Source organism: Neotamlana nanhaiensis, from assembly GCF_000943555.1.
Taxonomy (GTDB): Bacteria; Bacteroidota; Bacteroidia; order Flavobacteriales; family Flavobacteriaceae; genus Neotamlana; species Neotamlana nanhaiensis.
In genome coordinates this window covers 89,744-102,370 of sequence record NZ_JTDV01000003.1, presented here as the reverse complement: position 1 = coordinate 102,370, position 12,627 = coordinate 89,744, and the positions used below count along the sequence as shown (strand labels likewise).

The window sequence follows — 12,627 nt, the reverse complement described above, 5'->3', positions numbered from 1 at the left end:
CAATATGAAAACTATCGATTACCGATTAATGTATGTTACCGATGATAGAATTGAAGATGACGCTACGTTTTTCAACATTCTTGAAGCGTCTTTAAAAGGTGGTGCAACCATTGTGCAATTGCGAGAAAAACAACGCAGCACAAAAGCCTTTTATCATCGGGCTAAACGAGCAAAATCACTTTGCGAACTTTATAACGTTCCTTTGATTATTAACGACCGCCTTGATATTGCTTTGGCTGTAGATGCCGATGGCGTCCATTTAGGACAAAACGATATGCCAATTGGTATTGCTAGAAAACTTTTAGGCGAAACTAAAATTATAGGATTATCAGTGAGCAACAACCAACAAGCTGAAGATTCTAACCAATTACCGATTGATTATATTGGTATTTCGCCCATCTTTAGCACAAACACCAAAACCGAAGATTTAGATAAACCTTTGAGTATTTCTGGTTTACAATCTATCAGAAAAATAAGTTCAAAACCTATTGTATGCATTGGTGGCATCGACAAAAATAACACCAAAGAAATCATGCAAAACGGAGCTGATGGAATAGCAGTAGTTTCAGCCATATCAAAAGCTGAAAACCCAGAAGTTGCAACCCAATTTTTAAAACAATTATTATGACCAATTGGTACAATCATATCAATAAAAAAACTGAGCCTATACTTAATCGCATAAAAACACATCCTTTTATTACCGAGTTAATTGATGGTTCATTGTCCAAAGCTGTGTTTTTATTTTACATCCATCAAGATGCGATCTACTTATCGGAATACAAAAAAACGCTCGCTTCGGTTGGCGTAAAATGCAGTAAAGATGATGACACACAGTTTTTCTTAGATGCTGCAACTGGCATTATTCACGTTGAAAACGCCTTGCATCAACTCTTTTTAAAAGACGAAAAACTAAATATTGAAGCGTCACCAACTTGCGAATTATACACCAGTTATCTATCTAAAATGGCACATACGCATACCATTGAAGAAGTCCTCGCCGCCGTTTTACCTTGTTTTACCATTTATAAACAAATAGGCGATTATATTTTAAGCGAACAGAAAAACCAAGACAACAATCCCTATCAAGATTGGATTAATACCTACGGCGGTGAAGATTTTGCTAAATCGGTTGAAAAAGCCATCGCAATCACCAATAATTATGCAGAATTAGCTTCGGCGGATCGATTAGAAAAAATGAACGACGCTTTTACTAAAGCCTCAAAATTAGAATATCTTTTTTGGCATAGCGCATATAACCAAGAATCATGGAAAATATAAATTCAACATACAACAGTGTTTTAACCATTGCTGGCAGCGATTCTGGCGGTGGCGCTGGTATTCAAGCCGATATAAAAAGCATTAGTGCTTGTGGCGCTTTTGTCGCTAGCGTGATTACCGCAACCACAGCACAAAACACGCTAGGTGTCACAGATATTCACGCTATTCCTGTAACGCATATCGGTGCACAACTAGATGCTGTTTTAAACGATATAACATTTGGTGCCATAAAAATTGGTATGCTTCATTCCAAAGAAGTCATTCAAACTGTTGAAGAAAAACTTGCGCAGTACAACGCCAAAAACATCGTACTAGATCCGGTAATGGTTGCTACTTCAGGTGACAAATTAATCACCGATACCGCCATTGAAACTCTAAAATCTTTCTTACCAAAAGTAGATTTAATAACTCCCAATATCCCCGAAGCGGAATTACTTTTGGAGTCAAAAATTTCTACTGATAATTTTATCGCTTCCGCGGAAGCACTTGCGAACACATACCAAACTTCGGTGTTATTAAAAGGTGGCCACATTGAAAACCATAGTAACCAAGTTATGGATGTTTTATTTGATTACAACAGCAAAAGCATCCACGAATTTGTGAATACTAAAGTTGACACCAAAAACACCCACGGCACGGGTTGTAGTTTATCATCAAGTATTGCCACCTATTTATGTTTAGGTCATCCTTTAGAAGTTGCAGTTAAAAAAGGTTGTGATTTTGTAAACAAAGCCATTTACAACGGAAAAAACAAAATTTTAGGAAAAGGTAACGGTCCCATTAATCATTTTAATTTGTAAACAGAAAAAGGCATCTAATAAAACTAACAAATCTGAAATAATTCTGAAAATATTCGGAATTATTTCAGATTCTTAAAAACGCATTATTAATCTGATTAATTACATTCTGAACCGAGTTTAGGATGACAGACATTTAAAATTTAAGCCTCCGGAATAGCTTTTAAAATCTCTAAAACAAATTTCCAATATTTTTGCACTGAAGAAATTTGAGCACGTTCATCTGGTGAGTGTGCACCTTTAATATTTGGTCCGAAGCTTATCATATCCATATTTGGGTAATTCTGCCCTAAAATACCACATTCTAAACCTGCATGACATGCTGCTACGTGTGGCTTTTCGTCATTTAAGTCCTCGTAAATTTTTGTCATCACCTTTAATATTTTCGAGTCCATGTTTGGTGCCCAACCTGGATAATCGCCCGAAAACTCAACTTCGCAACCTGTTAACTCAAAAGTAGCGCGCAAGGTGTTTGCTAAATCGGTTTTAGAACTCTCTACCGACGAACGTGTTAAGCAACCAATATGAATTTTCCCTGCTTTTATAACTACGCGGGCGATATTATTTGAGGTTTCGACCAAATCTGGTATATCGGCACTCATGCGATATACACCATTATGCGCTGCATACAACGCTCGGGTAACACCTTCTTGAATACCTAAATCCATGATTTTTTCTGGTGTTTGGCAAGCTTCAACCTCAATTTCTAAATCTGGTTCGGTAGTTTTAAATTCATTTTTAATGGTATTTACCAGTTTATTGATTTCAATTTTAAACTTCTCCTCATGAATAGCATCAATAGCCACAATTGCAGTACTTTCTCTTGGAATGGCGTTACGCAAACTACCACCATCAATTTCAGAAATGCGTAATCCGAAATACTCAAAACCATCAAATAACAAACGGTTCATAATTTTATTGGCATTACCTAAACCTTCGTGTATTTGCATACCAGAATGCCCGCCTTGTAACCCTTTTACTTTTATTTGGTAACCAATTTTAAATTCTGGAGTTTCCTCTTCGTTGTAAATTCTTGTAGCCGTAACATCAATTCCTCCAGCGCACCCCACACCTATTTCGTCATCTTCTTCAGTATCGAGGTTTAGTAAAATACCACCTGTTAGTAAACCACCTTTTAAGCCCATGGCACCCGTCATGCCTGTTTCTTCATCGATAGTAAACAAGGCTTCAATAGCAGGATGAACTATAGTTTCACTTTCTAAAATGGCCATAATGGTGGCAACACCTAAACCGTTATCGGCACCAAGAGTTGTTCCTTTGGCTTTTACCCAATCGCCATCTACGTACATATCAATACCTTGTGTGTCGAAATCGAAAACGGTATCGTTATTTTTTTGGTGTACCATATCTAAATGCGATTGCATCACTACGGTGGTTCGGTTTTCCATGCCTGCCGTGGCTGGTTTTTTAATGATAACATTACCAACAGCATCTACAACGGTTTCTAGACCAAGAGATTCTCCAAAATTTTTCATAAAAGCAATAACCCGTTCTTCTTTTTTTGATGGTCGCGGTACCGCGTTTAAATCATCAAATTTGCTCCAAAGTTCTTGTGGTTCTAATTGTTTTATCTCTTGGCTCATGTATTTTATTTTTAGATTGCAAAGGTAGCAAAAAGTAACCGACCTTAGCGCCTGCTCCTGATTGCAGCGGCATCCTTTTATGTGCCAACTGTTTAATTTTAATTGAAGAACAATTTTGATTAAAAAGCGCACTTTTAAACACAACCAAAACTTATTACACATAAAAGATATAGCGGAAAGCAGGAAGAAACCTTTATAGAATGCCAACCACGAAATGGCACAAATTTTTAGTATTTTTGAGGTATGCTGAAAAAGAAAAAAACGTTGCTTGCGCTGTCTGTTATTCCGCAGTTTTTGCTGGTAAAATGGTTGGTGAATTACCCTAATTTTATTGAGCAGTATTACAGTAATGGCCTCTACCCTGTGGTTTCTAAGTTGTTTAGATATGTTTTGGGTTGGCTACCATTTTCGTTTGGTGATGTGGTGTATTGTTTGGCTGCCATTTACATAATCCGTTGGGTTTTTAAAAACCGAAAACGTGTGTTTAAAGACACCAAAAATTGGTTGGTTGATGTGTTTGCTGCCGTTGCTGTGCTGTATTTTGCGTTTCATTTGTTTTGGGGTTTGAATTATTACCGCTTGCCATTGCACCGAAATTTGAATTTAGAAGCCGATTATACCACAGAGCAACTGGTTTTGGTTACTGAAAAGCTGATTGAAAAATCGAACGCCGTACACTTACAAATTGCGAAAAATGATAGCTTACAAATTGATATACCTTACACAAAAAGCGACATTTTAAACAAAGCGCCTTTGGGATATAAACGCTTGAAAAGTGTTTTTCCACATTTGGAATATCAACCTAAAAGTGTAAAAAAATCGTTGTTTAGTTATCCGTTAACTTACATGGGTTTTAGCGGATATTTAAATCCGTTAACCAACGAAGCGCAAGTGGATGCGCTTATTCCTAGCTATAAATTCCCGACTACGGCAACGCACGAAATGGCTCACCAATTGGGTTATGCTGCCGAAAATGAAGCGAATTTTATTGGTTGTTTAGCCGCTATTAATCATGATGATTTATATTTTAAATATACTGGTTGCACGTTCGCGTTGCGGTTTTGCTTGAATGAGATTTATCGTCGTGATGTCTGCCTTTTTGAAGATATGATTGCCGATGTTAATAAGGGCGTTTTAAAAAACTACGAAGAAGTGCGTTTGTTTTGGGAGACGCATCAAAATCCTGCCGAACCTTACTTTAAACAGTTTTATAGTGGCTTTTTAAAAGCTAACAAACAGAGCAAAGGCATGGAGAGTTACAGTTATGTGGTGGCGCTATTGGTGAATTACTTTGATGAAAAATCTTTATAAAAAGTTAAATAATGTTAACGATTTTTTAATCAAATCTTAATTTAACTAATTTAACGCCAAATAACTCTTAAAAACATGACTAAAAAGTACCTTTTGTTTATTACAATGCTTTGGGCATTTGTAATAAATGCACAAGACTATTTTCCTAAAAACGACGGTGTTCATACTAAAAACACCAACTACACTGCTTTAACAAATGCCAAAATTTATGTAACACCTACTCAAGTTATTAAAAATGGTACGCTGTTAATTAAAGATGGTAAAATTGTTAATTCTGGAAGCTCGGTAAGTATTCCTAAAAATGCTATTGTTATCGATTTAAATGGCAAAAGTATTTACCCGTCTTTTATTGATATTTATTCGGATTTTGGTGTTGAAAAACCAACACGAACTTCGGGAGGTTCGCGCTCTGCGCAATACAATCCTTCCAGAACAGGTTATTACTGGAATGACCACGTGATGCCTGAAAACGATGCTATAGCGAAATTTAAATACGACGAAAAAAGTGCTACCGATTTACTAAAAGCAGGTTTTGGCGTGGTAAACACACATATTCAAGATGGTATTGTTCGTGGTACTGGCGCTTTAATTGCACTTAATAATAAAAATGGAAACGAGCATCGCATCATTGATGAGACTTCTGGACAGTATTTATCATTTAGAAAAAGCGTAACTTCTAGTCAGTATTACCCTGGTTCAATAATGGGAAGCATGGCGCTTTTAAGACAATTATATATTGATGCCGATTGGTATGCTCAAGGCAATATCAGCACCAAAGATTTATCGCTTGAAGCCTTAAATAAAAACAAAACACTTATCCAGTTTTTTGAAGCCGGCAGTAGAGCAAACATTATGCGCGCCGATAAAGTTGGTGATGCCTACGGTATACAATATGTTATGCTTGGTGGTGGCGATGAGTACGAGCGTATTGCAGATATTAAAGCGACCAACGCTACAATTATTTTACCATTAGATTTCCCTGATGCTTACGATGTTGAAGATCCGTTTGCTACAGCGTCATTATCGCTTCAGGATATGCGTGCATGGAACCAAAAGCCGCATAACCCAAAAATTCTAGCCGAAAACGGAGTTACGTTTGCATTTACGACTCACAAATTAAAATCGGCAAAAGAATTAAAAGCCAATATTTTAAAAGCTATTGGTACAGGGCTTTCTAAAGAAAAAGCCTTGGAAGCTTTAACCACAATTCCCGCTAAAATTCTTAACAAAGAAGCGGTTATTGGCTCGCTTAAAAACGGAAGTTTAGCCAACTTTTTAATTACTTCGGGCGATATTTTCGACAAAAAAACAACCCTTTACGAAAACTGGGTACAAGGTGAAAAAACTGTAATTGAAGACTTATCTACCAAAGATATTACAGGCGATTACACGTTTACTATTGACAATCAACCTTACGAAATGAGCATTTCTGGTGAGTTAAGCAAACCAAAAACCGAAATTAAATCGGGCGACAAAACCTTAGGTTCTAAAATAAGTTACAAAGATGATTGGGTAAATATTTCGTTTACTACCATCGACACTACAAAACAAGAATTCATTAGAATTGTTGCCAAAGTTGATGCCGAAAATACGTTAAGTGGAAAATCTATTCTACCCAACGGAACCGAAACACCGTTTTCTGTAAAAGCTACTAAAGCTGTAGACAAAGCAGATAAACATAAAGACGACAAAGAAAAATCCAATACCCTTTTTGCTGTAAGCTACCCAAACAAAGCCTTTGGGTTTAACGAATTACCAGAAACTGAAACTTTACTTTTTAAAAATGCAACTGTTTGGACTGGTGAAGCCGATGGTATTTTACAAAACACCGATGTTTTAATTAAAGACGGTAAAATTGTAAAAATTGGTAAAGATTTATCGAGTGGCAGAGCCAAAGTTATCGATGCTACTGGCAAACATTTAACTGCAGGAATTATTGATGAGCATTCGCATATTGCAACAGCATCGGTTAACGAAGGTGGGCAAAACTCATCCGCCGAAGTAAGTATTGAAGACGTTATTGATGAAACCGACACCAATATTTATCGCAATCTTGCGGGTGGCGTCACATCTATTCAGGTTTTACATGGTTCTGCAAATCCAATTGGTGGTCGTTCTGCTATTATTAAATTAAAATGGGGCGAATCGGCAAGTAATTTGGTGTATAACGATACGCCAAAATTCATCAAATTTGCTTTAGGAGAAAACGTTAAACAATCTAACTGGAGCAGTTATTCGCGCTTCCCGCAATCGCGTATGGGTGTCGAGCAATTGTATATCGATTACTTTACCAGAGCCAAAGCTTATGATGCTTTAAAGAAAAGCGGCAAGCCGTATAAAAAAGATATTGAGCTTGAAGTTTTAGCCGAAATTTTAAATAAAGAGCGTTTTATTTCGTGTCATTCGTATGTGCAAAGCGAAATTAATATGCTCATGAAGGTTGCCGAAAAATTCAACTTCAACATCAATACCTTCACTCATATTTTAGAAGGTTATAAAGTTGCCGACAAAATGAAAGAACACGGTGTTGGTGGTTCTACATTTAGCGATTGGTGGGCTTACAAATACGAGGTAAACGATGCCATTCCGTACAACGCAAGTATTATGCACAATGCAGGTGTAACCGTTGCCATAAATAGCGACGATGCCGAAATGTCGCGACACCTTAATCAAGAAGCTGCTAAAACCATTAAATATGGTGGTGTTAGTGAAGAGGAAGCTTGGAAATTTGTAACTCTAAATCCTGCTAAATTATTACACATAGACCACCGCGTAGGAAGTATAAAAGTAGGTAAAGATGCCGATGTGGTGCTATGGTCTCAAAATCCATTATCTATTTACGCTAAAGCCGAAAAAACCATTATTGAAGGTAAAACTTATTTCGATTTAGAAAGAGATAAAACCATGCAAGCCGAAGTTTTAGCCGAAAAAAGCAAACTGACAAACATGATGCTAAAAGCAAAAAACAAAGGTTTAAAAACGCAACCTATTAAAAAGAAAACCAAAGAACTTCTTCACTGTGATTCTATGGATACCGAAATATAATTTACTATGAAAAAATTAACAACATATATACTTTCGCTGTGCGCCATAGCCGCCTTTGCGCAACAAACGCCAGCACCAAAACAAACTCAAGATATTGCCATAACAGGAGCAACAGCTCATATTGGTAATGGAAAAACTATTGCAAATAGCACGATTATTTTTAGTGATGGAAAAATCACAAATATTGTTGATGCCAATGAAGTAAAACTAAACATAGCAAGCAATGTTAAGATAATAAATGCCACAGGTAAGCATGTTTACCCAGGTTTTATTGTACCAAACTCTACCTTGGGTTTAGTAGAAATTGATGCTGTAAGAGCATCTGATGACGATGCCGAAATTGGTGACTGGAATGCCAATATAAGAAGTTTAATTGCTTACAATGCCGAATCGAAAGTTGTAGAATCTATGAGACCTAATGGCGTACTTTTAGGTCAAATTACACCTCGTGGTGCACGACTTACAGGGACATCTTCTGTAGTGCAATTCGATGCTTGGAACTGGGAAGATGCTGCTGTAAAAGTTGATGACGCTGTACATTTAAATTGGCCACGAAATTTTAGACGACGTTGGGGGTCTGTTAGCGTAAATAAAGAGTATGCAGAGCAAGTTCAAGAAATTAGAGCTTATTTCAATAACGCTAAGGCTTATTTACAAGGCAGTAAATCTACCGTAAATTTACCTTACGATGCTTTAAGTGATGTTTTAGATGGTTCTAAAAAATTATTTATTCATGTTGATGAGGAAAAAGGTATTATCGATGCCGTAAATTTCGTTAAAGAAAACAACCTAAATATGGTAGTTGTTGGTGGTGCCGAAGCTTACAAAACTAACGAACTACTCAAAGAGAATAATATTCCTGTGGTGCTAATGCGCGCGCACTCGCTACCTAGTTTAGATGATAACGATTATGATTTACCATATAAAATGGCAAAATTACTAACCGATGTAGGCATAACCGTTGCTTTAGAAGCTAGTGGCGATATGGAACGTATGAGTTCTAGAAATCTACCTTTTTATGCAGGAACTACAGTTGCACACGGATTAACTAAAGCGCAAGCCTTACAACTTATCACCTTAAATGCTGCCAAAATTTTAGGTATTGATGCCAATTATGGTTCTTTGGAAAAAGGAAAAAGTGCCACTCTGTTCATTTCTGAAGGTGATGCTCTAGATATGAAAACAAACGTTTTAACACATGCTTTTATTGATGGTAGAGACCTAAGTTTGGAAACGCATCAAACGAAACTTTGGAAACGTTATTCTAAGAAATTAGAAAACTAAGCATAACAAAAAAGGTTGTTTTTAGTAGTCATTAGGAATAAAGCGAAGTATTCGATAAATAAAGTCTTCGATTGTTTCTCCTTCTGAATTACACTTAAAAACAACCTCTTTTTGTCTATTCAATAATAAAACTACCTTTAGGGGCGATAAAATTTGAAGCATAAAGCTTTTCCTTAGATATTTTTACATCTTTAAAAATTACCTCATTTCGCTTTTCCGTTTCTTTGTAAAAAATCCAAACGGCTTTTCCATCAAAACCAATACTGTGTTTTGGTAATTCAATTCTAGATTTTCTTTGCTTTAAATCTATTGTTGTTACCTCATCGCCTCCTCCTTATTTATGATAAAATCAAGCGTTTCGGCTTTTATAATTTATTCAACAATAAGTTTTCTAACACTCTCAATACCATCCTTCTTTACTTTCAAAATATAAAAGCCACTTTTGAGTTTCGAAACATTTAAATGTGTTTTGTTGTTATCTAATACCTTATTGGTTTTAAAAATTAATTTCCCTTGTAAATCAAAAGCGGTAATCTCGATTAATCCTTTGCTTGCAGTATTAAATATTAAATCAAGGTTTTCACTGGTAGGATTTGGATACGTATAAAAGTTTTGGGAATAAAAACCTTCTTTTGACAGTGTCGTTTCGTTTACAAATTTGGTTTCGAAAGTATTGGTTATTATAGGTTCATTAAAATCGAAATAAATTTCGGCTTTATTGGGTATAATATCATCAACACTGTAACCTGCAGTTGGCTTTATTTTGTAGTACACATAGCCATGGCTGTTTGGTTCGTCCATATCTTCACTCGGTAAATGTATGTCATCAAATTGCCAGTTTAATTGATTGTTAGTTCTTGTAAAAACGTAATCATGACTGGATGTTAACATTTGAATGGTCGATTTATCTAATTTGGAATCTAAAGTATTGTCAATTGAAATATTTATTGCATCTGCGGTTCCTACATTTTGAAATCGTATGGTGTAGTACAAATAATCATCTGTAGTAAAATCGTCATATATAATTTCTGGTCCATGAGATTCTAAAATGTCGTTAGGATCGTAAGAGCTTACTACTGTTTCAGTGAGTGTTGAAGAATTATCAGTTGAATTATAATCATAAATTGAAACCGAAGCAGAGTTGGTTAATACATCCCCTAAGTTTAATGAGGATGGTACGCTCATATTAACAAATAGGGTCTCAGTTTCGTTTGCCCCAATCTCTTGAATGTTTAAAACAAATCCGTTATTTGTCGTAGTGAGCGTGTTTTCAGGGCTAACACCCAAAACTTCTATCACTTCCACATTCTCATCTTTTTCAAAATTAATTTTTAATGAATTAATGGTCTGATGTGCTGAGTTTTTTATTTGCAACCTATTACTATAATTAAAACCAGGGCGAGGTGATTCATCACTTAACAAAGCTACAGCAATATTTCTACACGTTTGTTTCTTAACAACAGGAAAAGATACGTGTTTTATTTTCCCACTTGAAACACTAACATTATACATTATTTCATCTGTGACTTCATAACAGTTTGTCAATTCGTTAAATAAAGTATAGCTTATGGTATACTTATCAGTATCATTTTCACTTTCAATTGTAAAAAATCCTCGAGATGCATCCACATTATGAATAACCCCATCATTGTTCTTTTCATAAGTAAAAGTACCTTGTGAAAAATAATCCTCTGTTATAGAAAAAGAACCATTCTTATTTTCATCGTAAAATGCACTTATAGACAGAACCCCTTTATTAGCGCAATTATTCACATAAAGATAAATACTTCCAAATAATAGACAATTCCCATATTGATAACGAAAATAGACTATGTCTTTATAAGGCTTTAAATTTTGAAAATATTGCGGTAATTTATTAATATCTGCTTCAGCATCCTCCTGAGTTCGATACAACGCTAAACCTCCAACACTCGTGTTGTTTACGTAAATTTTCGCATCATTAGAGTTGAATTCCGCAATCCCATCAATCGCACCCGTATCGCATTCATATAGATTATCATAATCCCATATTGGTTTTCTTTCTACTGTTAATTTTAATGATTTAACAATATAATCTTGCAAGTTATTTGGATTAAAAATATAAACATAAATCACTTGATGGTTATATAAATTTGTATAATTTTCTGTGTTGTAAATCCGATTCGTCCCAACATTATTAGAATTGTCCCACCCTTCATAAAATAAAACATCTAACTCTGGGTACTCATCCTCAACTAAATCTGATATAGTTTCAAGATTAAAACTACCAAAACCAGTGTAAGATGAATAGTCTTGGCATACGTATAAATCTTTTAGGTCAACATCTATCTTTGGCAGATCAACATAAAAATTAAATGAAAAGATTTCAAATAACCCACAAGGTTCATTTTCTACTCTTGCAAACAAAGTTACTAAAGTGTTACTATTAAAATCGTCACTTGGAAGTATTTCATTCGTTTTATTTTCTGCATCGTTTTGAGAAAAATAATACGATACTTTTAATTTTTTTTGGTCTGATAAAATACGATTGGTTATAGATGCAAAGGGCAGTTTTTCAACACCATTCCTATCCTCATCAATCGTAACAAAGTCTGTGATTATATTATATACCAAGGTAGATTGAAGCACTCCTATTTGAGCAGAGTTTTTTATATAGTTATTTCCCCAAGAGCTTCTATACCTTGCTCTAAAATATATAGTTTCTTGGCTACCTGTATTAACCGTGTAATAAGATGCTTGATATGACGTAAGTGTATTTGTACCATTATTCATATCTTCTTCTGTCAAAAAATATTGCGTAGATTCATATTGATAACTACTTGCATTACAAAAAGGGAAAGGAAAAATGCCCTTTAAATTAAATGTTTCGAATCCATCATTATCACTGTCACATTTATAATATTCTAAATCTTCACAACCAGCAGGAGTCGCTTGAGCAGAAATAACCCAAGAAAAAAATATTGAAAAAAAGAAAAGTAAAAGTTGTTTCATATTTATAATAAATTTACACACCAAACATAGTAAATAATTAACTACAAAAGTTGTATTTCACTTACATAACCCGTTTATTCGTCAACTGGTTCAATTAAAAGACAAATCGCTTGAGCGTAAAAAAAAGATCATTTTTAGTCTTATATAAAAATAAATGTTTGATACAGCTTGTCATTCCTCCTTTAGGATAATATTTAAAAACAACCTCTTATTGTCTTTCTGAGCTTGTTTCAGAATCTGTAAATATGGAGTTTGAGAACCTGAAACAAGTTCAGGTTGACAATAAAATTGAAGCACTTTTCAAAGACTTTTTTTAA

Annotated in this window: 8 protein-coding genes; 6 read left to right on the top strand and 2 right to left on the bottom strand. The window is 35.1% G+C overall.

Going from position 1 to position 12,627, the window contains the following annotated elements; translation table 11 throughout:
• Positions 1-4 precede the first annotated feature (4 nt).
• From thiE to thiD, 3 genes are read left to right on the top strand one after another with little or no spacing between them, the layout of a single operon-like run.
• On the top strand, positions 5-628 hold the full coding sequence (gene thiE / locus PK35_RS05820) for a thiamine phosphate synthase (protein ID WP_044625769.1): 624 nt from the start codon (positions 5-7) through the stop codon (positions 626-628).
• Positions 625-1,278 (top strand): thiaminase II, encoded by a 654-nt coding sequence (gene tenA, locus PK35_RS05815; protein WP_044625768.1) that lies wholly within the window; start codon positions 625-627, stop codon positions 1,276-1,278. The genes thiE and tenA overlap by 4 nt, the downstream gene beginning before the upstream one ends.
• A complete protein-coding gene (gene thiD, locus PK35_RS05810; RefSeq protein WP_044625767.1) occupies positions 1,266-2,078 on the top strand; it encodes a bifunctional hydroxymethylpyrimidine kinase/phosphomethylpyrimidine kinase in 813 nt (270 codons plus the stop codon). The genes tenA and thiD overlap by 13 nt, the downstream gene beginning before the upstream one ends.
• Before the next feature lie 140 nt (positions 2,079-2,218).
• Here the strand turns inward: thiD and PK35_RS05805 are convergent, their stop codons facing one another.
• On the bottom strand, positions 2,219-3,679 hold the full coding sequence (locus tag PK35_RS05805) for an aminoacyl-histidine dipeptidase (RefSeq protein ID WP_044625766.1): 1,461 nt from the start codon (positions 3,677-3,679) through the stop codon (positions 2,219-2,221).
• 243 nt (positions 3,680-3,922) lie between these two features.
• On the opposite strand from PK35_RS05805, the gene PK35_RS05800 reads away from it, so the two are divergent.
• From PK35_RS05800 to PK35_RS05790, 3 genes are all read left to right on the top strand, one after another.
• Entirely contained in the window at positions 3,923-4,990 is a 1,068-nt protein-coding gene (locus PK35_RS05800) for a DUF3810 domain-containing protein (RefSeq protein ID WP_044625765.1), read from the top strand.
• 75 nt (positions 4,991-5,065) lie between these two features.
• Positions 5,066-8,035 carry an amidohydrolase family protein gene (locus PK35_RS05795; protein WP_044625764.1) on the top strand — a complete coding sequence of 990 codons (2,970 nt, stop codon included), beginning with the start codon at positions 5,066-5,068 and terminating at the stop codon, positions 8,033-8,035.
• 6 nt (positions 8,036-8,041) lie between these two features.
• Entirely contained in the window at positions 8,042-9,319 is a 1,278-nt protein-coding gene (locus PK35_RS05790; protein ID WP_044625763.1) for an amidohydrolase family protein, read from the top strand.
• A 372-nt stretch (positions 9,320-9,691) separates the two neighbouring features.
• Here the strand turns inward: PK35_RS05790 and PK35_RS05785 are convergent, their stop codons facing one another.
• The gene (locus PK35_RS05785) at positions 9,692-12,310 is read right to left on the bottom strand and encodes a T9SS type A sorting domain-containing protein (RefSeq protein WP_044625762.1); all 2,619 of its coding nucleotides are present in this window, start codon (positions 12,308-12,310) and stop codon (positions 9,692-9,694) included.
• Positions 12,311-12,627: the final 317 nt, after the last annotated feature.